Source organism: Nakamurella multipartita DSM 44233, from assembly GCF_000024365.1.
In the GTDB taxonomy this organism is placed as follows: Bacteria; Actinomycetota; Actinomycetes; order Mycobacteriales; family Nakamurellaceae; genus Nakamurella; species Nakamurella multipartita.
This window is the reverse complement of the sequence record NC_013235.1, coordinates 3,537,612-3,559,124: the sequence shown is the minus strand read 5'-3', so window position 1 is coordinate 3,559,124 and position 21,513 is coordinate 3,537,612. Positions and strand designations below refer to the sequence as shown.

Below are 21,513 nucleotides of genomic sequence, written 5' to 3'. Positions count from 1 at the left end.
GTCAGACTGCCGCGCCGTCGTCCCAGCCGTCGCCGCTGTCTCCGCCCCGGCGCCGCCAGATCCCGGTGAGCAGCAGCACCGACCCGCCGACGATGCCCAGCACGGCCAAGATCATCGCCAGGTCGGGGGAGACGGCCAGCAGCCCGGGCCGGGTGAGCAGCAGGATCCCGGCCACGATCAGCAGCACCGAGCCGATCGTGCGCAGCGTGGGGCGGGGTAGTGGCGGAGGCTCGGGCGGGGTGAAGTGCTCCTGGTCGGCGTCGCGTTCGGCCTGCTCGCGGGCCTCGCTCTCGGCGAAGGCGGCCACTTCGGCGGCCCGTTCCAGGCGCCGCAGCTCGCGCCGCCGGGCCCGTTCGGAGGCGGTATCCGGAGCCGGTGCGGGCTCCGGGGCCGGGGTGGCCTCGGGGGCCGGCGGTGTCGGGGGCTCCAGACCGATGGGCGGGCCACCCGATGGGTGCCGGCGCACGCTGTCGGTGATCATCCCGGACACGATGTCGGCGAAGGCGGCGTCGACGTCGAGGTCACTGGGATTGGCCCGCCAGGAACGATCCCGGGATGCTGCCGGCTCGACTGCGTCCGAGGACCCGGCGGGCTCGCTCAAGCCCCCCGTCTCCACCCGATCGGGCCGGTCGTCGTCTCCCGGGGCCACCGTCACGGCAGGCTCGCGGTGACTTTCTCGATGAACTCCACCGACGCGTCGAAGATCAGCGGGGCGTCGTAGTCCATGGTCGCGACGTGAAAGCTGCGAGTGAGCTCGATCACGGTGACGTCGGCCGAACCCACCTCGTCCCGGACGACCTGCGCGTTGACCGGCTCGACGATGTGGTCCACCGTCGAGTGCAGTAGCAACACCGGAGCGGTGATCCTGGGCAGGTCCCGGCGGACGATGGGCCACGCCTTGGACAGGGAGTAGGCCGCGCGGGTCGGGATGTACTTGTAGCCGGGCTCGGTGACCCCGGGCATGGCGATGTCGCCGATGATGCCGGGGTAGGCCGGCAGTACCCGCTGCAACCAGGGCAGCAGGAGCTTGGCGTCCCAGCGCTGGGTCAGCACCGACGGGTTGACCAGCACGATCCCGGCCGGCTGGTCCGGGTACAGCTCGGCCAGCCGCAAGGTCAGCGTGCCGCCCATGGACAGGCCGCAGACCACGACGGACCGGCAGGTGGCGCTGAGCTCCTGGAACTCCCGGGTGACCGCGGCCAGCCAGTCGTCGAAGGTGGTGCGGTTAGCGTCCTGCCAGCGGGTGCCGTGGCCCGGCAGCAGCGGCAGCCGGACCGAGTACCCGGCCGCGGCCAGATGATCCGCCCACGGCCGCATCGACCCGGGGGCGCCGGGAAACCCGTGGCACAGCAGCACGCCGACGTCCGAACCGTCGTGACGGAACGGGCCGAAGTCCCGGTCGGTCGTGCTGCGCGTCATCCATGCTCCCGGCGGCGAACTGTGGTGTGCTGCCTCAATCATGCCCGGCACCGGGCCCGGTGCGCTTGCCCGAGCCCTCCCGGGCTCGCGGATCGGCACCGACTTGCGGGGCGGCGTACGGTTGTCCGCAGTCCGAATCGGCGGTGAGGGGCTTTCGCGCGTGGTCTACAAGCTCATGAAGTACGTGTTTCTGGGGCCGTGGCTCCGGTTGCTGTTCCCGTGCAAGGTCATCGGGGCCGAGTACATCCCGGCCGAGGGCGGCGCGATCCTGGCCGGCAACCACATCTCGGTCGCCGACTCGTTCTTCACCCCGCTGTACATCAAGCGCCGGGTCACCTACCTGGCCAAGAGCGAGTACTTCACCGAAAAGGGCGTCAAGGGCACCATCAAGCGCTGGTTCTTCAGTGGCGTCGGCCAGGTGCCGATCGATCGCAGCGGCGCCAACGCCGCCCGCGCGGCGCTGGACACCGGCATCCGGCTGCTCAAGCAGGGCCACATCCTGGGCATCTACCCCGAGGGCACCCGCTCGCCCGACGCCAAGCTCTACAAGGGCAAGACCGGGGTGGCGCGGATGGCCCTGGAGGCCAACGTTCCGGTCGTCCCGGTGGTGATGATCGGCACCGAGAAGGTCAACCCGATCGGCTCGAAGGTCTGGCGTCCGGGCCGCATCAAGATGATCGTCGGCCGTCCGTTGGACTTCTCCCGCTACGAGGGGATGGCCGGGGACCGCTTCGTCGAGCGGTCGATGACCGACGAGATCATGTACCGGATCATGGAGCTGTCCGGGCAGCAGTACGTGGACAAGTACGCCGCGAAGGTGAAGGAAGACCTGGCCGCCGCCGCAGCGGCGGGCACCGCCGGCCGTCCGGTCCGGCCGGTCGAGGGCCGCGGCCCCGGCACCGTCACCCGCCTGCCCGGAACCAAGGCCGGCTGAGCCGCTCTTGTCCGCCCCGAGCCGGCCGGGTCCGGTCGCGCGTTACTTCTACGACTGCGAGTTCATCGAGGACGGCCGCACGATCGAGCTGATCTCGATCGGGGTGATCGCCCAGGACGGCCGCGAGTTCTACGCCGTGTCCACCGACTTCGATCCCGGCCGGGCCAGCACCTGGGTGCGCACGCACGTGCTGGACAAGCTGCCGTCGCCGGCCGACAAGGCCTGGCGCTCGCGTACTGCGATCCGCGAGGAGCTCTACGCCTTTCTGACCGCGCCCGGCCTGCCGGTCGAACTGTGGGCCTGGTTCGCCGCCTACGACCACGTCGTGCTCGCCCAGTTGTGGGGCACCATGCCCGACCTGCCCCGGGACGTGCCCCGGTTGACCCGGGAGATCCGGCAGCACTGGGAGGCGGCCGGCTGCCCGCCGATCCCCGGCCCGGGCACCGACCGGCACGACGCGCTGGCCGACGCTCGTCTGGCCTACGCCCGTTGGCAGGTGGCGCAGGACGTGCTGACCCGCGGCGGATCGCGCAAGGCAGATCCACGCCCACCGCGGTAGGGGCCGCCCGGTGTGGATCCCGATGTCGCGGAACCGGCCGGAAAAAATGCGTGGTCTATCAAGCAGAAGTGCTTGACAGACCACGCAATGCTTGGCAGACTAAGCGCAGCACGTTGAGAGCACAGCCAAAACCCAGGAGGAAACACCATGACCGACTTCATCGCTGAGACCAACAAGGCCGCCGACCAGTACCTCGCCGCCGTGGCGCAGGTCCAGGACCAGTTCGTCCAGGCCGTCGAGGCGTTCGTCAAGAACCTGCCCGAGCTGCCCAAGCCGGCCGTCGAGCTGCCCGCCGTCGACCTGCCCAAGGTCGAGGACATCACCGCCGCGACGTTCGACTTCGCCGAGAAGGCGCTGGCCCAGAACCGCGCGGCCGCCGACAAGCTGGTCGCCCTGGTGCCGGCCGTCTGATCGGTCTTCACCAGCACGCTGCACCCGCATCATCACGGCCGCCCCACCCGGACATCCGGGTCGGGCGGCCGTTGTGCTTTCTCGGCCAACTGTCTCAATGGTGGCCTCGCCCGCTCGGCCAACTGTCTCAATGGTGGCCTCGCCCGCTCGGCCAACTGTCTCAATGGTGGCCTCGCTCGCTCGGCCAACTGTCTCAATGGTGGCCTCGCCCGCTCGGCCAACTAGGCTGTCCGGCGTGAACTGGACGATCGACATCCCGGCGGACATCCTGCCGAGTCTGCCCCCGCTGCCGCCGGAGCTGCGGGCCCGGCTGGACGACGCGCTGTCCCGGCCCGCCGCGCAGCAACCGGAGTGGCCCGACCCCGAGCAGGTGCTCGCCGTCCGGGCCGTCCTGGAGGCGGTGCCCCCGGTGACGGTGCCCGGCGAGGTCGACAAGCTCGCCGACCAGCTGGCCGCGGTGGCCCGCGGTGAGGCCTTCCTGCTGCAGGGCGGCGACTGCGCCGAGACCTACGTCGACAACACCGAGCCGCACATCCGCGGCAACATCCGCACCCTGCTGCAGATGGCCGTCGTGCTGACCTACGGCGCCTCACTGCCGGTGGTCAAGGTGGCCCGCATCGCCGGCCAGTACGCCAAGCCCCGTTCCTCCAACATCGACGCGCTGGGCCTGCCGTCCTACCGCGGCGACATCATCAACTCGCTGTCCACCACCCCGGAAGCGCGGATCCCCGATCCGTCCCGGATGGTGCGCGCCTACGCGAACTCCTCCGCGGCGATGAACCTGGTCCGCGCGGTCACCGCCACCGGCATGGGCGACCTGGCCCGGGTCCACGAGTGGAACCAGGAATTCGTCCTGACCTCGCGCGCCGGCGAGCGGTACGAGCGGGTGGCCAAGGAGATCGACCGGGCCATGCGGTTCATGAGTGCGTGCGGCGTGACCTCGCATTCACTGCACCAGGTCGACATCTTCTCCTCGCACGAGGCGCTGCTGCTGGACTACGAGCGGGCCATGCTGCGGATGGACACCAGCCACGACGAGCCCCGGCTCTACGACCTGTCCGGGCACTTCCTGTGGGTGGGCGAGCGGACCCGGCAGCTGGACGGCGCGCACATCGCGTTTGCCCAGCTGCTGTCCAACCCGATCGGGCTCAAGATCGGCCCGAGCACCACCCCGGAGATGGCCGTCGAGTACGTCGAGCGGCTCGACCCGCGCAATCAGGCCGGCCGGCTCACGCTGATCAGCCGGATGAGCAACACCAAGATCCGCGACGTGCTGCCGCCGATCATCGAAAAGGTGGAGGCGTCCGGGCACCAGGTCATCTGGCAGTGCGACCCGATGCACGGCAACACCCACGAGTCGCCGACCGGCTACAAGACCCGCCACTTCGACCGCATCGTGGACGAGGTGCAGGGCTTCTTCGAGGTGCACAACGAGCTGGGCACCCACCCGGGTGGCATCCACGTGGAGCTGACCGGCGAGGACGTCACCGAGTGCCTGGGCGGGGCCCAGGAGATCTCCGACGACGACCTGGCCGGCCGCTACGAGACGGCGTGCGACCCGCGGCTGAACACCCAGCAGTCGCTGGAGCTGGCCTTCCTGGTCGCGGAGATGCTGCGCGGCTAGGCCGTCAGGCCGGTCCCGGGTAGGTGACGCCGTCGGGCCCGACCGGGGGCTCGGCGGTGGCGTGCGGTCGCTGCACCGCCGCGTTGAGCCGGGCCAGGACGTCCAGCGGATGCTCGGCGTCCGCCCGCCACACGCAGAACTCGCGACTGAGCGGGTATTCGATCGTGCCGTACCAGGGATCGTCGTGGCGGCCCAGGTCGACCATGCCGATGCGCCGGCAGATCGCCGCCGAGCCCGCGTTGTGCGGCCACATGCCGGCCCACACCCGCGGGGCGCCCGTGCGCACGGCCAGCGCGAGCATCACCGCCGCGGCCTCGGTGGCCCAGCCGTTGCCCTGCGCGTCCGGGTGCAGATACCAGCCCAGGTGCGGGTCGCCGTTGCCCAACAACTCGATCATGACGGTGCCGACCGGCACCCCGGTCGCCAGCGGCACGATCGCCCATCTGACCGGGATCCGGTCGCTCCCTTGATTGCCGGCGATGAAGCCGTCGACGTCGGCCCGGGTCCACGGTTGCGGGTCGCCCAGCCATCCGGTGACCTGCGGCCGGCCGACGATGTCGAGCAGGCGATCGGCCTCCTCGGCCCGCCACGGACGCAGCTCCAACCGGGCCGTGCGCCGGGCTCCGGCGTCGATGCGCAGGTCCATCCGATCAGCGAAGCACGTAGACGCTGACCGTGTCACCCGGCCGGACCCGTCCGCCGGCCGCCGGTGACTGGTTCCACACCGTTCCGTTGTCGCCGCCGAAGAACGAGGTCACGTCGATCTTGAGGCCCAGGTCGGCCAGGGTGCGCTCGGCGTCCTTGACCTTCTGGTCGGTCAGATCGGGCACGGTGACCGCATTGGAGGGCACCAGGAAGACCGAGGCCCCGGTGCGGTCGACCCGGGTGCCCGGTCCCGGGTCGCTGCGCAGGATGTCGCCTGCGTCCACCCCGGCATCGAACGCGGGATCGCCGACGGTGACCGAGAACCCGGCGTCGCGCATGGCCGCGATCGCGTCCTTGGTCGACCGGCCGCGCACGTCCGGAACGGTGATCGAGTCGGCGACGGTCAGGGCCACCGCGCTGCCCCGGGCGGCGGTGCTGCCCACCGTGGGGTCCGTGCGCAACACCCGGCCGGGTTCGACCCGGGCGTCGAAGGTCTTGGTCACCGTCCCGATGGTGAAACCGGCGTCGGTCAGCGACTTGGTCGCGTCGGCCTGGGACTGACCGACCACCTGGGGCACGACGATCGGCCTTGGGCCGGCGGACAGGATCAGGGTGACCGGCGCGTCCACGGACAGCTCGGTCCCGCCGACCGGGTCGGTCCGCAGGACGGCGCCGACCGGGACCGCGTCGTCGAACTCCTGACCGGTGCCGGTGACGACGGTGAGGTCGGCGGCGGTGAGCGCGGCGGTGGCGGTCGCGGTGTCGGTGCCGGCCTTGATGTCCGGCACCCGCGGGCGGCCGGCGGAGACCAGCACGGACACCTCGGACCCGCGAAGCTGTTCGACCCCGGAATCGGGATCGGTGCCGATGACCACGCCGTCGGGCACGGTGTCCGAGTGGCCGGTGGTGACGCGGGGCACCAGCCCGGCCTCGCGCACGGCCGCCTCGGCCTGCGACTGGGTCAGTCCCGCGGCCGCCGGGGTGGCCGCCCAGCGGCCGCCCAGCCACCAGCCGCCGGCGGCCGAGATCAGGCCCAGCAGCAGCACCACCAGCAGCGCGATGAGCCAGCGGCGACGGCGCCGCGCGGCGGCGGTGCGGGTGCGGGCGACGGGCGGTGGGCGCTTCTGCACGCGGGTCGGCGGAGTGGTCGCCGCACCCTCTGCCGTCTTAGCCGTGTCGGCCGTGTATGCCGTGCTCGCCGCGTCGGCCGGCAGCATGCGGGTGCCGGTCTGACCGGCCGGGTGATCGATCGGGACCGGGACCGGTGGGGTGGGGGACGGTCGGGGCCGCACCGGGATCGGTACCGGGACGATCGGCAGGTGCAGGGCCGTGCGCACGTCCCGCAGCTCGGCCAGGAACGCGCTGGCATCGCGCGGCCGGTCGTCCGGGTTGCGCGCGGTGGCCGCCACGATCAGCTCGTCCAGCTGGGCCGGCACGTCGTCGACCCGGGTCGACGGGGCCGGCACGTCCGAATGCACGTGCTGGTAGGCCACCGACATCGGGTTGTCGCCCTCGAACGGCGGCCGGCCGGTGAGCATCTCGAACGCCACGATGCCGGCCGCGTAGACATCGGTCCGGGCGTCGCTGACGCCGGTGGCGACCTGTTCGGGCGACAGGTACGCCACCGTGCCCAGGATGACGTCGCCGGTGGCCACGGTCTGCGAGCCGACCGCGCGGACCAGGCCGAAGTCGGCGATCTTGACCGACCCGCGGGCCGAGATCAGCACGTTCTCCGGTTTGACGTCGCGATGCACCAGGCCGGCGGCGTGCGCCGCGGCCAGGGCGTCCAGCAGCGGGTCGAGGACGGCCAATACCACCGGAACCGGCAGCGGACCCCGTTCCCGGATCAGGTCGCGCAGGGTGCCGCCGTCGACCAGTTCCATCACCAGGAAGACCAGGTCGCCGTCCTGGCCCTGGTCGTACATGGCGACCACCCCGGGATGCCCGAGCGAGGCGGCCAGCCGGGCCTCGCGTTCGAACCGGCTCAGGAAGGTCGGGTCCGCGACATACTGCGGGCTCATCACCTTCACGGCCACCGGCCGGTCCAGCCGGGTGTCCAATCCGCGGTACACCGTGGACATTCCGCCACGCGCGATCATCGCGCCCAACCGGTAGCGACCGTCGAGCACGGTGCCGCTCGCCGGACCGGTGACCACATCCACAATTGATGATTATCCCGGCTGGCCGCGTTGATCCGTTGACTGTCCGATTTGCCCGGAGTAGGCAATCACCATGACGCCTCGGATGATCGCACTTCGTTCGTCCTCGCTGTTCGACGGCTCGGTGTTCTTCGACGACGGAGTGACCGTCGTCGTCGACGGCGAGTCGATCGCCGGCGTGCTCCGCGGGCATCCCGACCTCGGGTCGGACGTCGAGGTGATCGAGTTGGGCGAGGCCACCGTGCTGCCCGGTCTCATCGACACCCATGTCCATCTGGTCGCCGGCAGCGGGGTGCGCGCCCTGGATCTGGTGGAGGGCTACTCGGACCAGGAGATCGAGGCCGTGGTCACCCGGTCCCTGGCCGCGCACCTGGCGGCCGGGGTGACGACGGTCCGCGACCTGGGGGACCGGCGGTTCGTGGTGGTCAATCGCCGGGACGACCAGCATGCCCGCCCGCTGACCACTGCCCGGCCGTGGACACCGACCATCCTGGCCGCCGGACCACCGCTGACCACGCCCCGGGGCCATTGTCACTACCTGGGCGGCGAGGTGTCCGGTCCGGTGGAGATCGAGGCCGCGGTGCAGGAGCGGATCGACCGCGAGGTGGACGTGGTCAAGGTGATGGCCAGTGGCGGGATGGCCACTACCGGCACCGACGTGATGATGCCGCAGTTCTCCCTGGCCGAGATGCGGCTGATCGTCGACCTGGCGCATGCCGCCGGGATCGCCGTGACCGCGCACGCGCATGCCCTGCCCGCGGTGGAGATCGCGCTCGCCGCCGGGGTCGACGGGCTCGAGCACTGCAGTTGCCTGACCCCGCAGGGGCCACGGGTGTCCGACGAACTGCTCGCGGTGCTGGCCGAACGTCAGGTGCCGATCGGGGCGGCTCTGATGGCCCCACCACCGGAAGCGTTCGAGCACGCTCCGCCCAATATCAAGAAGGTGATGGCCCAGATGGGCATGACCCCGGAGACGATGCTGGAAAGCCGGCGGTCGATGGTGGGCCGGATGCACGCGGCCGGGGTCCGGTTCGTCGGCGGTTCGGACGCCGGGATCGAGCCGTTCATGGCCCACGGCCTGATGCGCTCGGGTCTGGGCTTTCTGCTCTCCGCCGGGGCGTCGGTCAGTCAGACCCTGGCCGCCGGCACCTCGCTGGCCGCTGCCGCTTGCGGGCTGACCCGAAAAGGGTTCCTGCGTCAGGGTTTCGACGCCGATCTGGTCGTCGTCGACGGACGCTTCGATTCCGACCTGGCGCCGCTGGCGCAGGTGCGTCAGGTCATGCTCGGTGGTCGGTTCGCCCCGGCCGGGCTATGACCACGCCGGCACCAGGGACTCGGCGATGATCCGATCGAACACCGCCGGGTCGTCGGCCACCACGATCGGCGTGCCCCGGGGGAAAGTGCCACCGATCCAAGCGGTTTCGGTAGCCGGATTGCAGACCATGGTGCCATCGGCGCGGACCAGGGTGCCGCTGCACGTGACGTTGTCGGCGCGGGCCTGCGCGACGTGCGCGGAGAGCACGGACCGGTAGGTCCCCGCGTCCAGATCGGCCGCGAGCCGGTCCACGTCGACGGTGTCGCACGTGCGGGCGGCGGCCAGGATCTCGTGTCGCATCGCGATGCACCGCGAGTGCACGAAGAAGGCCCGCCGCAGGGCGAGGTCGAGTTGCTCGGCGCTGGTGGGACTTTGGGCGGCGGCGGCCTGCACGGCCTCCAGGGCCAGGAGCACCGTGACCGGGTACTCCTCGGGCCGGCCCTGCCACAACGACCAGTTGAACTGCGGGGTCAGCGTGGCGCACAGCGGGATCTCGGCGTCGACGACCCGCCGGGGGATCGGCCGCTGGTGTTGCAGCTCCAGCGGCCAGGCCCGGTGGGTGATGACCAGGTCGTTCTGGGCACCGGCCCGGTCCCGCGCATCGATCAGCCGGATCACCATCACGGTGGCCCACGGGCAGACGATGTCGCTGTAGCAGACGAGCTCGGGCATGAGCGTCAGTCGGCGGCCGGTGCGGGGATCACGCCGAGCTGCATGAGCAGGCCGGCGACGTCCATGATGATCCGGCTCTGCACCATCCGGTCGTCCCGATACCAATCGATCGTCCACGCCTCGACCTCGACACTGCGGCCGGTCGCGGGGATCCCCATGAAGTCGCCCCGGTGGGTACCGGTCCAGGTGGACAGGCTCATCACCCGGTCGTTCTCGACGACCGTGTCGCGCAGTGTCCAGTGCAGGTCCGGGAACGCGGCGAACATCCCGGCCAGGACGTCGGCCAGGCCGGCGCGGCCCGGACCCTGGCCGGGCAGCGGGTTCTGCTCGACGAAGTCCTCGACGACCATCTCGGTGAGCGCGCCATCGAGGTCCCGGGCGTTGATGACGTCGTCGATGAAGCGTTGGGCGAGGACCTTGAGGTCGGTGGCCTGGGCGGTGGTGGCGAGCATGGTGGTGCTCCTTTTCGGGAGGGGGTGGAACCGCTGTCGTCGGGAAGGTCAGCGGGAAGGTCAGAGGGGGAGCTTGTGGCGCAGTACGCCGGGGCCGTCGGCCCGGCCGGAGATGATCGCGGCGAACTCGACCGCGTCGACGGTCTGCGCCGGGCGGGCCGGGTCGTCACCGGCCTGGAAGGTGCCGCCCGCCGGTCCGGTCAGGGTGAGGGTGAACGGCTGGGCGTGCCGGTGGGACCACTCGGCGACGATGTCGGCCAGGATCCGTCCGTCGTGGTCGGGGGTGAGCTCGGGCTCCACCCCGGCCGCCCGGGCGATGTCCAGCCGGTGCATCCAGACGTCGCGGGTGAATCCCATGTCGAACAGGTAGCGGACGGGCTGCCAGCCGATGTCGACGCCCAAGCCGGTGCCGATCGGCAATACCCGTAGGGCTCGGATCGGTGCGGGCATCCGCGACCGGGCCCGGAGCGCGGACGCCGCGTGCCGTTCCCACAGATCCGGCAGCATCGGCGGGGTCCAGTCGGCGCGGGCCCGCAGCTGGGCCTCGTTGAGGCCGTCGACCCAGTGCTGACCGTCGATCTGCGGCATCAGCCGCCGGCCGGCGACCACCTGACGGACAAACTCGACCGGGTTGGCCTGCCCCTGGGCCGAACCGATGAGGTGCACGGCGATGTCCCGCACGGACCACCCGGTGCAGTCGGTCGGTGCCTGCCACTGCACGGCGGTCAGGCTCCGCAGCTGGCCGAGCAGGCGGTCGTTCTCGGTGGCCGTGAGCTGCATCGCCTCCGCATGCCCGATGCTCGGGATCGCCTCGACCCGGCGCGGGGTGTCGATCATGGTGCCTCCTTTGGCACAGCACAGTGATCCAGGAACAGGTCGAGCAGGTCCTCCAGGTGCCGGGTGTAGCGGTCGCCGCCGGGGTCGTTGGCGATCTGCTGGCTGCCGATGCCGGCGATCAGCACGGTGTAGACATCCACCTGGGCGGGGTCGCCCGCGCCGAGTTCCGAGAGCAGGGCCACGCTCCGGTCGATCAGCCGTCGGGCCAGCCCGTACGACTCGGGCGAGGGTTCGAACCCGGGGATGGTCCGCTGGAACAACAGCTGCTGGCGGGGCGGGTTCTCCACGACGAAGTCGACGACGATCCGGGACAGCCCGAGCACCTGCTCGCGGGCCGTTCCCGTCCATTCGGCGGCGTCGATCCGGGCGAAGAGCTGCTCGTAGGCCTGGTGGAACATCGCGTCGTACAGATCCAGCTTGGAACCCACGTGGCCGTACAACGACGGTTGCTTGATCCCGACCCGGCGGGCGACCTCGTGCAGCGTCACCGCGCCCAGGCCGGATTCTTCGGCGATATCCCATGCGGCCGCAAGGATCTGGTCTCGGCGGGGGGAGCGACGTGGGGCCGGGGGGTCCGCCGCGGTGGTTCCTATCGTTGATAGGTTCATGCCAACTATCATCGATAGGCAAGCGGGCGTTGTCAAGACTCGGTCGGGAATCCGCCCGGGACAGGCCGCAGACTGGACGGGAGCTGGACCAGGACGCGACGACGGCCCCGATCCGGCCGGAGTCTCGGCGGATCAGGGCCGTCGTACTTGCGCCGGGTGAAACCTGTTCAGGCCAGGGGGATGTCCAACACCGAGGCGATTGTGCGGACCACGCCGTTGTCGTTGTTCGAAGGCGCGACGAACTTGGCCCGCGCGTGCAGCTGCGGATGCGCGTTGTGCATGGCGAACGCGTAGTCGGCGGTGTCCATCATCTCCAGATCGTTCAGGAAGTCACCGAAGGCCATCGTCTGCGCGGGGCCGATGCCGAACGCGGTCTGCAGGGCGGTGATCGCGCGGCCCTTGTTCGACGACCGGGTGTTCACGTCCAGCCAGTGCTCGCTGGACACCGTGACCTTGTGGCTGTCCAGGAAAGCGGTCAGGTGGGGCAGGGTGCTGTGCTCGGCCGAGGCGAAGTCGTAGACGGCGATCTTGAGCACGTCGTCGTCGATCACCTTGGTCAGGTCGTCGACCACCTGGAGCCGCGCGTAGTACCGGTCGACCTGGTCGAAGAAGGCCGCGTCGGACCGTTCGATGTAGGCGGACTGCTTGCCGCAGACGACGACCCCGCCGTCGACACCCTGCTCGGCGGCCGCTCGCAAGGTGTGCACCAGCGCCAGTGCGTCGGACCGGGTCAGGCAGTCGGAGCTGACCTCGTGTCCCGCACGCATCACCAGGGAGCCGTTCTCGGCGATGAACACCATGTCGTCGGCGATGTCGGCGAACTCGCGCAGCAGCGTGTAGTACTGCCGGCCGCTGGCCGGGGCGAACAGGATGTCCCGCCGACGCAACTGCTCGACCAAGGGCCAGAACTGCTCGTGCAGCTGCTTGCGGTCGTCCAGCAGCGTCCCGTCCATGTCGGCCACGATCAACCGGATGTCGGGGGTGGGGTCGAAGACGGGGATCGCAACGGTATCGAGCTCGGCGAGCGGCAAGGCTTCATATCCTTCGGCTTGTGCACTGGTTGTCCATCACGAGGACGTCACCCGCCGGGGACCGGTTGTCGCAGTGTGACGGAGACCAAGCGTGACGTATTGTCGACAATTCTTTGACGCAACGGAGGTTCTCGATGGTCCGACGCTCGCGTCGAGGGGTGATGGTGGCTGCCATGGCCGGCCCGCTCCTGCTGGCGGCCTGCTCAAGCGCGGCACCCGCGGTCTCGCCATCGGTCTCACCATCTGCCTCGGCGGCCGCGTCTGCGTCCGTGTCGGCCTCTACGGCGGCCGCCGTCCAGCTCGACGAGGCCACCAGGAGCCGGCTGCAGGCCGGGTTCGCGCAGACGTTCGCCGGCGGCACCGTCGGCGGCGTGGCGACACCGGGGGCGGTCGCGTATGTCTCCGTCGGCGATCAGGTGTGGACCAGCGCATTGGGCGTCTCCGACGTCGCGACGCAGACGCCCATCGATCCGGCCGGCCACGGCCGCATCGGCAGCATCACCAAGCCGATCGTCGCCACCGCGGTGCTGCGGCTGGTCGACCAGGGTTCGCTGTCGCTGGATGACACCCTGGGCACCTACATTCCGGGCATCGCCAACGGCGATCGCATCACCGTGCGGCAGTTGCTCTCGATGTCGTCCGGGGTCTGGAACTACACCACCGACCAGTCGCTGCTGGACACCTTCGAGGCCGACCCGATGGCGGCGTGGACGGTCGACCGGACCATCGACCTCATCCGGGCCCAGCCCGCGGCCTTCGAGCCGGGCAGCAAGGTCGCCTACTGCGACTCCAACTACGTGCTGCTCGGCCGGATCGCCGAGTTGGTGACCGGAAAGCCCATCAGCGAGGTCGTCCGCACCCTGGTCACCGAGCCGTTGGGCCTGACCGGCACGCGGATGCCCGCCGACGACGAGCCCGGCGTGCCCGATCCGAGCCTGGGCAGCTACCTGCCGGTCAACGGTCAGCTGGTCGCCGAACCGGACTTGAATCCGGACTTCGCCTGGACCGCAGGCGCGGCCACCTCCACCGTCGGCGACCTGGCCCGATTCGCGCGAGAGCTGACCGACGGCTCCCTGCTCTCACCGCAGTTGCAGGCGCAGCGGCTGCAGACCGCTCAGTTCACCGGCATCGACCTCAACGTCGGGTACGGGCTCGGCCTGCTGAACATGAACGACCTGATCGGGCACAACGGCGACATCAACGGCGGTGGCGGGACCATGCTGCGACTGCCCGAGCAGGACGCGACATTCGTGGTCCTGGTCAATCTGTCGACGAATTCCGAGAATGCGTCGGGTGCGATCGCCAACGAGCTCATCGATCAGCTGTATCCCGGTCAGTCCGTGCACCGGTGACGGTCCCGGTGGTGCTTGTACTCTCGAATCATGAAACTACCGCCACCACCGACGCTGAGCGCGACCACCTTGTGGTGGTCGGGGATCGGATTGTTCCTGGGGCAGCTGGTGATCACCTGGGGCTACTTCGGCATTGCAAATTCCGGTCCGTTCGGCGCCGATGAATACAACACCATGATGGTTGCCTACCAGTACCTTTCGCCGGTGCTGTGGATGATGCAGATGGTTGGCGCGATCCTGATCGCGGCCGGACTGGTCGTGCGGGCGCTGCGCTCGCGCCGGGAAGTCGGTGTTCAGCGCTGAGAGCGGCTCCCGCATGTGGACGCACGCTCGGATCACCTGGTACGACGGCGACGTGAGTGATTTCCCGCCGCGGATTCGTATCCTGCGTCGCGCTGCCGGCAGCAGCTTGATTCGCGTCGACAGCCGCATCACCGTCATGGGGCCCCGGTATCGTGTCGATTTTCTCGACGGGTCGCCGGCGCGCCTTTACGACGGCGCCACCGGCTGGATTTTCCCCTATTTTCGCGCCGACTCGTTCTATGTGCCCGGGCCGGTGATCCCGGTGCTGACCCGCCCCGGCCGGGCGGCGAGTGTCCTCGACCTGCTTCGTCCCGGCGCGAACCGTTCTCGCCGGCCGACCGAGGTCGAGGGCGTCGAGTGCTCGCCGGTCGTCGCGATCGACGACCCGAGGAGTGAGTTCTTCACCTGGTCCGGCCCCGCTCGGACCCTGGACGAGGCGGCGCGGGCCAACCGGCAGTGGCGGTCCACCGGAGGCGGACCCGGCCTGGCAGGCTTACGCCCGTGACCGACACTCCCACCTACGCCTCCGTCCCCGCCATCGCCGACGAGTTGAACCTGCCGGTGACCAAGGTGCACCAGCTGATCCGGGACGGGCAGCTGGTGGCGGTGCGACTGGACGGCATCCTGCGCATCCCGGCCGAGTTCGTCGCCGACGGCCTGGTCGTCAAGGGACTGCCGGCGACGTTCACCCTGCTCCGCGACGCCGGCTACCGTGACGACGAGATCATCACCTGGCTGTTCACCGGCGACGACTCGCTGCCGGGCACTCCGATCGCCGCGCTGCGGGAGAACCGTGGACGTGAGGTGCACCGCCGGGCCCAGGTCGCCGGCTTCTAGCTCGACGTGGAGTGGGGTGGCGCCGGGGTCGCTCTCGCGGTCGCACCTGGGCGGTGTCGCCCCACCTGGGCGTGACCGCGCCCCCGCCGCCGTACCTGCGCCGGGCCGGTTCGGGGCGGCCCTACTCCGGCTGGGGCGGGTGAACTCCACCGTGGTGTTCTGAACTCCGGGTCGATGGGGAGTTGAGTGCACGCTGGTGGAGTTGTGTCGGTCGGGGTGGAGTGGGGTGGCGCCTGGGTCGCTCGCGTCTCCGTATCTGGGCTCCGCCACCGCAGCTGCTCTGCGTTGCCCGCACCTGCGCGCCCGGCCGCCGCACCTGCGCCGGGCCGCCTCGTCGTGGGTGGGCCGGTTCGCGGCGGGTCTACTCCGGTTGGGTCGGGTGAACTCCACCGTGGTGTTCTGAACTCCGGGTCGATGGGGAGTTGAGTGCACGCCGGTGGAGTTGTGTCGGTCGGGGTGGAGTGGGGTGGCGCCTGGGTCGCTCGCGTCGCCGTACCTGCGCTCCGCTGCCGCGCCTGCCCTGCGTTCCCCGAACCGGGGCCCCGCCGACGCACCTACGCCGGGCCGACGCACCTGCGCCGGGCCGGTTCGGGGCGGCTCTACTCCCGTTGGGGCGGGTGAACTCCACCGTGGTGTTCTGAACTCCGGGTCGATGGGGAGTTGAGTGCACGCTGGCGGAGTCGTGTCGGCGGAGGTGGAGTTGCGTCAGATCGGGACCTTCGACCTTGGTCTGACCATAGGACTCTCCCTAGGTTCAGAGGTGACACATCTGAACCGCCGAGGGAGACCAGAGAACATGGCTGCACCCACCCTGCCCGCCGTTCGTACCCCGCAGGAGCTGACCGAGGGTGACCGGCTCGACCGGCCGCCGGTCAATGAGATCGACATGCTGGTCGCGCGCGCCCTGACCGCGCTCGACGAGTACGCCGACTTCGACCAGGAGAAGATCGACTACATCGTCAAGAAGGCCGCCGTCGCCGCGCTGGATCAGCACGGCCAGCTGGCCCAGGCCGCCGTCGCCGAGACCGGGCGCGGCGTGTTCGAGGACAAGGCCGTCAAGAACATCTTCGCCTGCGAGCACGTCACCAACTCCATGAAGTACCTGGGCACCGTGGGCGTGATCAGCACCGACGAGATCACCGGCATCACCGAGATCGCCGAGCCGGTCGGCGTCGTCGCCGGCATCACCCCGGTCACCAACCCGACCTCGACCACCATCTTCAAGAGCCTGCTGGCCCTCAAGACCCGCAACCCGATCGTCTTCGGGTTCCACCCGGCCGCCCAGCAGTCCTCGGCCCTGGCCGCCCGGATCGTCCGCGACGCGGCGGTCGCCGCCGGCGCCCCCGAGCACTGCATCCAGTGGATCGAGCACCCCTCGATCGAGGCCACCGGCGCGCTGATGAACCACCCGGACGTCGCCACCATCCTGGCCACCGGCGGCAACGCCATGGTCAAGGCCGCCTACAGCTGCGGCAAGCCGGCCCTGGGCGTCGGCGCCGGCAACGTGCCCGCCTTCATCGAGCGCACCGCCCAACTGGCCCGCGCGGTCAACGACGTGGTCGTGTCCAAGTCGTTCGACAACGGGATGATCTGTGCCTCGGAGCAGGCGGTCATCCTGGACGAGCCGATCTACGAACAAGCGATGGCCGAGTTCGACCGGCTGCACGCCTACCGCGCCAACGCGCAGGAGAAGGCGCGGCTCGAGGAGTTCCTCTTCGGGGTCCGGGCCGACGGGACCGCCTGCGGCGGAGCCAAGCTCAACGCCGCGGCGGTCGGGCAGAGCCCGCAATGGATCGCCCGCGGGGCCGGCTTCGAGGTGCCCGAGGAGACCTCGATCATCCTGGTCGAGGTGCCGTTCGTCGGACCGGGTCAGCCACTGACCCGGGAGAAGCTGTGCCCGGTGCTGGCCGTGCTGGCCGCCCGCGACGCGCAGCACGGGATCGAGCTGGCCGAGCAGATGGTCGAGTTGGACGGCTTGGGCCACAGCGCCGCCATCCACACCGGTGACGAGGCACTCGCGGTCGAGTTCGGCCGGCGGGTCAAGGCCGTGCGGATCATCCGCGATTCGCCCACCTCGATGGGCGGCATCGGCGACATCTACAACGCGCTGGCGCCGTCGCTGACCCTGTCCTGCGGTTCGTACGGGCACAACTCGGTTTCGGGCAACGTCTCGGCGATCAACCTGGTCAACATCAAGCGGGTGGCCCGGCGCAACAACAACCTGCAGTGGTTCAAGGTGCCGGCCAAGACCTACTTCGAGCCGAACGCGGTCCGGTACCTGATCGACATGCCCGACGTGCACCGGGTCACCATCGTCACTGACTCGACGATGACCAAGCTCGGCTTCGCCGACCGGATCATCGACGTGCTGCGCCGCCGGCAGCAGCCGGTCTCGCTGCAGATCATCGACGGCGTGGAGCCCGAACCGAGCGTGCAGACCGTCTACAAGGGGGCGGATCTGATGCGGGACTTCAAGCCCGACACCATCATCGCCCTCGGCGGCGGTTCGCCGATGGACGCGGCCAAGGTGATGTGGCTGCTCTACGAGCACCCGGACACCGTCTTCGCCGACCTGAAGGAGAAGTTCTTCGACGTGCGCAAGCGCGCGTTCCGCTTCCCCCGGCTGGGCGCCCTGGCCAAGCTGGTCTGCGTGCCGACCACGTCCGGCACCGGCGCCGAAGTGACCCCGTTCGCGGTGATCACCGACCCGACCACCGGGGTGAAGTACCCGCTGGCCGACTACGCGCTGACCCCGACCGTGGCCATCATCGACCCGGTGCTGACCGGCAAGATGCCGGCCTCGCTGGCCGCCGACTCGGGCTTCGACGCGCTGACCCACGCCACCGAGGCGTTCGTGTCGGTGTACGCGAACGACTTCACCGACGGCATGGCCCTGCAGGCCATCCGGCTGATCTTCGCGAACCTGGCCACTTCGGTGAACGGTGACCCGAAGGACCCGGCCACGGTCAAGGCCCGGGAGAAGATGCACAACGCCGGCACCATCGCCGGCATGGCCTTCGGCAACGCCTTCCTGGGCATCGTGCACGCCATGGCCCACACCATCGGCGGGCGCTACCACCTGGTGCACGGCCGGACCAACGCCACGCTGCTCCCGCACGTGATCCGCTACAACGGCACCGTGCCGACCAAGCTGACCAGCTGGCCCAAGTACGAGAGCTATGTCGCGCCGGAGCGGTTCCAGCAGATCGCGGCCATGCTCGGGCTGCCGGCGGCCACCCCGGCCGAAGGTGTCGAGTCCTACGCCACCGCGGTCGAGCAGCTGCGGGCGATGGTCGGCATCCCGGCCTCGTTCCAGGCCCAGGGGGTGGACGAGCAGGTCTTCCTCGGCGAGCTCGACCTGCTGGCCATGGGGGCCTACCGCGACCAGTGCGCGCCGGCCAACCCGCGGATGCCGATGCTGGCCGACATGAAGGTGATCATGACGGCCGCCTACTACGGCATCGGCTACCAGCCGGCCAAGGCGCGGCTGGACGCGGTCGCAGTCAGCTGACCGGCGATCCGCCGACAACGGACCGATGGCTCACTCGGGTGAGGCATCGGCCCGTTGCGCGATCTCTTGATCTTCTGCGATACCCTGAATGGGTGTAAATCACCCGTTTGACCCGTTCGAATGACATCACTCGGACGAGTGTCAACGGATGTGACTCCAGGTAAGCGGGGGCAGGAGAGCAGATGACCGGTGACGTTGACGCGCCCGCGCCGACCGCGATTCCGACGAACCCGGCCGGGCCCAAGCGACAGCGCGGATCGGACCTGCGGGTCAAGCCGTTGCCCCCGGTGGCCCCGCCGGCCAGCGACGGGCTGATCGCCGTCGGCCGGATCGCGATCATCTTCACGATCCTGGCCTGGCTGGCCTACGTCTTCGGCTACTTCATCACCGGCATCATCAACAGCTCGTACCAGAACAACATCGACTTCCTGGTCGAGACGATCGTCTACGTCGGCATCACCTCGGTGCTGGCGCTGTCCGCGCTGCTCTACCTGGTCGCCCGGCAGGGTGCGCTGTACCGCAGCCGGGCCCACCGGCGGGTGCCGCGGGCCGTCATCGACGGCTTCTTCGACACGACCCTGCCGACGATGACCGTGCTCGTGCCCTCCTACCGCGAGGAGATCGCGGTGGTGCGCAAGACGCTGCTCTCGGCGCTGATGCAGGAGTACCCGTTCCTGCGCGTGGTGCTGCTGCTGGACGACCCGCCCAACCCGGGGTCGGCGGCCAACCAAGCGCTGCTGGAGGGGGCCCGGGCGTTGCCGGGGGAGTTGGAGGAGTGGCTGTCCGAGCCGCGCGAACGATTCGCTCGCACCCTCGAGCAGTTCGAGATGTCCGAGCTGGAGGACCCGGAGCCGGAGCAGGTCATCGCCCAGATGCGCGAGCTGGCCACCGAGTTCACCTGGGCCGTGAACTGGCTGCGGATGCGTCAGGCGCAGGAGCCGATCGCCGACCACGTCGACAAGTTCTTCGCCGAGCAGGTCCTGGGCGCCCTGGCCGACGACTTCGCGGCGGTCGGCGCCGCGCTGGTCGCCGGGGCCGACGATCAGAGCCCGCTGCCCCGGGCCCGGATGCTGCAGCTGCACCGCCGGCTGGCCTGGACCTTCCGCGGGGAGGTGACCTCCTTCGAGCGCAAGCTGTACAGCTCGCTGTCCCAGGAGGCGAACAAGGCGATGAACCTCAACAGCTACATCGGCCTGATGGGCCACAGCTACGAGGTCAAGGAAACGCCGCAGGGCAAGGTGCTCTCGACCGCCGGCGCCTCCGGATCGCTGATGATCCCGGACGCCGACTTCATCCTCACCCTGGACGCGGACAGCATCGTGCTGCCCGAGTACTGCCTGCGCCTGGTGTACGTGATGTGCCAGCCGGAGAACGCCAAGCTGGCCGTCATCCAGACCCCGTACTCGGCCTTCCCCGGCTCGCCGACCCGGATGGAGCGGCTGTCCGGCGCGACCACCGACCTGCAGCACATCGTGCACCAGGGGATGAGCTACTACGGGGCCACTTTCTGGGTCGGGGCCAACGCGGTCATCCGCAAGCGGGCCCTGGACGACATCGTCGAGATCGAGCACCAGGGCGGGTTCGAGATCCGCCGGTACGTCATGGACCGCACCGTCATCGAGGACACCGAGTCGAGCGTCGACATGGCCATCCACGGCTGGTGGCTGCTGAACTACCCGGAACGGCTGAGCTACTCGGCGACCCCGCCGGACTTCGGCTCCCTGTGCATCCAGCGCCGCCGCTGGGCCAACGGCGGGCTGATCATCATGCCCAAACTCTGGACGCTGCGGCAGACGCGGAGCAAGCGGGCGCAGAACAACCGGGCGCTGGAGACGCTGCTGCGGGTCAACTATCTCGCCTCGACCTGCTGGAGCAGTTTCGCGCTGGTGCTGCTGCTGGTGTACCCGTTCAACAACCGGCTGCTCAGCCCGCTGGTGCTGCTGGCCGCGCTGCCCTATTTCGCCGCGATGTCCTCGGATCTCAAGCGGTGCGGCTACAAGCGGATGGACATCTTCCGGGTCTACGGCTTCAACCTGATCCTGTTGCCGGTCAACCTGGCCGGGGTGTTCAAGTCCATCCAGCAGGCCATCACCGGCCGCCGGATCCCGTTCGCCCGGACCCCCAAGGTGGCCAACCGGACCGCGACCCCGCTGCTGTTCGCGTTCAGCCCGTTCGTGATCATCGGCTGGTCGGTCTGGACCGCCTGGCGCGGCTGGGTCAACGGGTTCTGGGGCAACTTCATCTTCGGCGCGTTCAACGCCACGACCGCCGCCTACGCCCTGGTCGCGCTGGTCGGCGTGCAGTTCGCTCTGGTCGATGTGTGGTTGGGCTTCGTCGAGCGGCTGTACGTGGACGACAAGCCGCGGGAGGTCGTGCGAGTCCGCCGGCGCCGGGCGGCGCCGGAACCGGCCGCCCCGGGCTGGCGGGACGTGCTGTACCAGGGCGCCGCGGGCACCGCGAACGGCGACTACGTCTCTGAGAGCGCCGGCATGTTCCGGATCCTGGCCGACGTGCCGGAGGCGCCGGTGCTCTACGGGCGGCGGTCCACCGACCGTGCGCCGCAGGGTTACGGGCGGCGGGCGACCGACCGGGTCGACGGCCCGGGCGATCCGGCGGCTGCCCGGCGGGAGGGCGATCAGGTCGCCTTCGGCCGCCGGGCCAGCGACCAGCTCAGTTACGGCCGGCGGGCCAGCGACCAGGCCGGGTTGGACCGTCGGGCGGGTGACCGCAACGGCGACGGGTTCGAGCGGCGAGCCGGCGATCGCGCCGGTGACGGCGCGGCGCGGCGGGCAGGCGACCGGCGGGAACGGACGGACGGGGAACGGGCGGTCGATCAGTCGTGAA

At 70.0% G+C, this 21,513-nt stretch carries 20 protein-coding genes; 11 read left to right on the top strand and 9 right to left on the bottom strand.

Going from position 1 to position 21,513, the window contains the following annotated elements; translation table 11 throughout:
- Position 1: 1 nt before the first annotated feature.
- The gene (locus NAMU_RS27510; RefSeq protein ID WP_138180262.1) at positions 2-601 is read right to left on the bottom strand and encodes a hypothetical protein; all 600 of its coding nucleotides are present in this window, start codon (positions 599-601) and stop codon (positions 2-4) included.
- A 50-nt stretch (positions 602-651) separates the two neighbouring features.
- Positions 652-1,419, bottom strand: coding sequence for an alpha/beta hydrolase (locus NAMU_RS15955; RefSeq protein ID WP_015748426.1), 768 nt, complete (start codon positions 1,417-1,419; stop codon positions 652-654).
- Between the two features lie 160 nt (positions 1,420-1,579).
- Here NAMU_RS15955 and NAMU_RS15950 point away from each other — a divergent pair, with 160 nt between their 5' ends.
- The 4 genes from NAMU_RS15950 to NAMU_RS15935 all read left to right on the top strand — a co-directional run bounded on the left by NAMU_RS15950 (position 1,580) and on the right by NAMU_RS15935 (position 4,947).
- Entirely contained in the window at positions 1,580-2,353 is a 774-nt protein-coding gene (locus tag NAMU_RS15950) for a lysophospholipid acyltransferase family protein (protein WP_041369040.1), read from the top strand.
- A 7-nt stretch (positions 2,354-2,360) separates the two neighbouring features.
- Complete coding sequence (locus NAMU_RS15945; RefSeq protein ID WP_015748424.1) at positions 2,361-2,912, top strand: polyadenylate-specific 3'-exoribonuclease AS; 552 nt, start codon at positions 2,361-2,363, stop codon at positions 2,910-2,912.
- 147 nt (positions 2,913-3,059) lie between these two features.
- On the top strand, positions 3,060-3,323 hold the full coding sequence (locus NAMU_RS15940; protein WP_015748423.1) for a hypothetical protein: 264 nt from the start codon (positions 3,060-3,062) through the stop codon (positions 3,321-3,323).
- A 235-nt stretch (positions 3,324-3,558) separates the two neighbouring features.
- Complete coding sequence (locus NAMU_RS15935) at positions 3,559-4,947, top strand: class II 3-deoxy-7-phosphoheptulonate synthase (protein ID WP_015748422.1); 1,389 nt, start codon at positions 3,559-3,561, stop codon at positions 4,945-4,947.
- Between the two features lie 4 nt (positions 4,948-4,951).
- Here the strand turns inward: NAMU_RS15935 and NAMU_RS15930 are convergent, their stop codons facing one another.
- Entirely contained in the window at positions 4,952-5,593 is a 642-nt protein-coding gene (locus NAMU_RS15930; protein WP_015748421.1) for a GNAT family N-acetyltransferase, read from the bottom strand.
- 4 nt (positions 5,594-5,597) lie between these two features.
- Complete coding sequence (pknB, locus tag NAMU_RS15925; RefSeq protein ID WP_015748420.1) at positions 5,598-7,754, bottom strand: Stk1 family PASTA domain-containing Ser/Thr kinase; 2,157 nt, start codon at positions 7,752-7,754, stop codon at positions 5,598-5,600.
- Positions 7,755-7,836: 82 nt separating this feature from the next.
- Here pknB and NAMU_RS15920 point away from each other — a divergent pair, with 82 nt between their 5' ends.
- Positions 7,837-9,066, top strand: coding sequence for an amidohydrolase family protein (locus tag NAMU_RS15920; protein WP_041369038.1), 1,230 nt, complete (start codon positions 7,837-7,839; stop codon positions 9,064-9,066).
- Here the strand turns inward: NAMU_RS15920 and NAMU_RS15915 are convergent.
- From NAMU_RS15915 to NAMU_RS15895, 5 genes are all read right to left on the bottom strand, one after another.
- Positions 9,061-9,738, bottom strand: a complete 678-nt coding sequence (locus tag NAMU_RS15915; RefSeq protein ID WP_015748418.1) for a hypothetical protein — start codon at positions 9,736-9,738, stop codon at positions 9,061-9,063. The two genes, NAMU_RS15920 and NAMU_RS15915, sit on opposite strands and share 6 nt — an antisense overlap.
- A gap of 5 nt (positions 9,739-9,743) precedes the next feature.
- Positions 9,744-10,190, bottom strand: coding sequence for an ester cyclase (locus NAMU_RS15910; RefSeq protein WP_015748417.1), 447 nt, complete (start codon positions 10,188-10,190; stop codon positions 9,744-9,746).
- A 60-nt stretch (positions 10,191-10,250) separates the two neighbouring features.
- Positions 10,251-11,027, bottom strand: a complete 777-nt coding sequence (locus NAMU_RS15905) for a maleylpyruvate isomerase family mycothiol-dependent enzyme (RefSeq protein ID WP_015748416.1) — start codon at positions 11,025-11,027, stop codon at positions 10,251-10,253.
- Complete coding sequence (locus NAMU_RS15900; RefSeq protein WP_169312510.1) at positions 11,024-11,635, bottom strand: TetR/AcrR family transcriptional regulator; 612 nt, start codon at positions 11,633-11,635, stop codon at positions 11,024-11,026. The genes NAMU_RS15905 and NAMU_RS15900 overlap by 4 nt, the downstream gene beginning before the upstream one ends.
- A 167-nt stretch (positions 11,636-11,802) precedes the next feature.
- On the bottom strand, positions 11,803-12,666 hold the full coding sequence (locus NAMU_RS15895) for a Cof-type HAD-IIB family hydrolase (RefSeq protein WP_015748414.1): 864 nt from the start codon (positions 12,664-12,666) through the stop codon (positions 11,803-11,805).
- Between the two features lie 269 nt (positions 12,667-12,935).
- Here NAMU_RS15895 and NAMU_RS15890 point away from each other — a divergent pair, with 269 nt between their 5' ends.
- The 6 genes from NAMU_RS15890 (at position 12,936) to NAMU_RS15865 (ending at position 21,512) form a co-directional block, all read left to right on the top strand.
- Positions 12,936-14,018: a serine hydrolase domain-containing protein gene (locus NAMU_RS15890; protein WP_052307962.1), complete on the top strand. Its 1,083-nt coding sequence runs from the start codon at positions 12,936-12,938 to the stop codon at positions 14,016-14,018.
- 30 nt (positions 14,019-14,048) lie between these two features.
- Positions 14,049-14,321: a hypothetical protein gene (locus tag NAMU_RS15885; protein ID WP_015748412.1), complete on the top strand. Its 273-nt coding sequence runs from the start codon at positions 14,049-14,051 to the stop codon at positions 14,319-14,321.
- Positions 14,308-14,826: a hypothetical protein gene (locus NAMU_RS15880; RefSeq protein ID WP_041369034.1), complete on the top strand. Its 519-nt coding sequence runs from the start codon at positions 14,308-14,310 to the stop codon at positions 14,824-14,826. The genes NAMU_RS15885 and NAMU_RS15880 overlap by 14 nt, the downstream gene beginning before the upstream one ends.
- Positions 14,823-15,158 carry an Rv2175c family DNA-binding protein gene (locus NAMU_RS15875; protein ID WP_015748410.1) on the top strand — a complete coding sequence of 112 codons (336 nt, stop codon included), beginning with the start codon at positions 14,823-14,825 and terminating at the stop codon, positions 15,156-15,158. Before NAMU_RS15880 ends, NAMU_RS15875 begins: the two co-directional genes overlap by 4 nt.
- 796 nt (positions 15,159-15,954) lie before the next feature.
- The gene (gene adhE, locus NAMU_RS15870; protein ID WP_015748409.1) at positions 15,955-18,669 is read left to right on the top strand and encodes a bifunctional acetaldehyde-CoA/alcohol dehydrogenase; all 2,715 of its coding nucleotides are present in this window, start codon (positions 15,955-15,957) and stop codon (positions 18,667-18,669) included.
- A gap of 182 nt (positions 18,670-18,851) precedes the next feature.
- Positions 18,852-21,512: a glycosyltransferase family 2 protein gene (locus tag NAMU_RS15865; RefSeq protein ID WP_015748408.1), complete on the top strand. Its 2,661-nt coding sequence runs from the start codon at positions 18,852-18,854 to the stop codon at positions 21,510-21,512.
- The last annotated feature ends 1 nt before the right edge of the window (position 21,513 follow it).

Excerpts from the sequence above, each read along its gene's own strand:
- NAMU_RS15955 (WP_015748426.1), bottom strand. The coding sequence starts at position 1,419 with ATGACGCGCAGCACGACCGACCGGGACTTCGGCCCGTTCCGTCACGAC.
- NAMU_RS15920 (WP_041369038.1), top strand. The coding sequence starts at position 7,837 with ATGATCGCACTTCGTTCGTCCTCGCTGTTCGACGGCTCGGTGTTCTTC.
- NAMU_RS15885 (WP_015748412.1), top strand. The coding sequence starts at position 14,049 with ATGAAACTACCGCCACCACCGACGCTGAGCGCGACCACCTTGTGGTGG.
- NAMU_RS15865 (WP_015748408.1), top strand. The coding sequence starts at position 18,852 with ATGACCGGTGACGTTGACGCGCCCGCGCCGACCGCGATTCCGACGAAC.
- NAMU_RS15915 (WP_015748418.1), bottom strand. The coding sequence starts at position 9,738 with ATGCCCGAGCTCGTCTGCTACAGCGACATCGTCTGCCCGTGGGCCACC.
- NAMU_RS15910 (WP_015748417.1), bottom strand. The coding sequence starts at position 10,190 with ATGCTCGCCACCACCGCCCAGGCCACCGACCTCAAGGTCCTCGCCCAA.
- adhE (WP_015748409.1), top strand. The coding sequence starts at position 15,955 with ATGGCTGCACCCACCCTGCCCGCCGTTCGTACCCCGCAGGAGCTGACC.
- NAMU_RS15905 (WP_015748416.1), bottom strand. The coding sequence starts at position 11,027 with ATGATCGACACCCCGCGCCGGGTCGAGGCGATCCCGAGCATCGGGCAT.
- NAMU_RS15930 (WP_015748421.1), bottom strand. The coding sequence starts at position 5,593 with ATGGACCTGCGCATCGACGCCGGAGCCCGGCGCACGGCCCGGTTGGAG.
- NAMU_RS15940 (WP_015748423.1), top strand. The coding sequence starts at position 3,060 with ATGACCGACTTCATCGCTGAGACCAACAAGGCCGCCGACCAGTACCTC.
- NAMU_RS15900 (WP_169312510.1), bottom strand. The coding sequence starts at position 11,635 with ATGAACCTATCAACGATAGGAACCACCGCGGCGGACCCCCCGGCCCCA.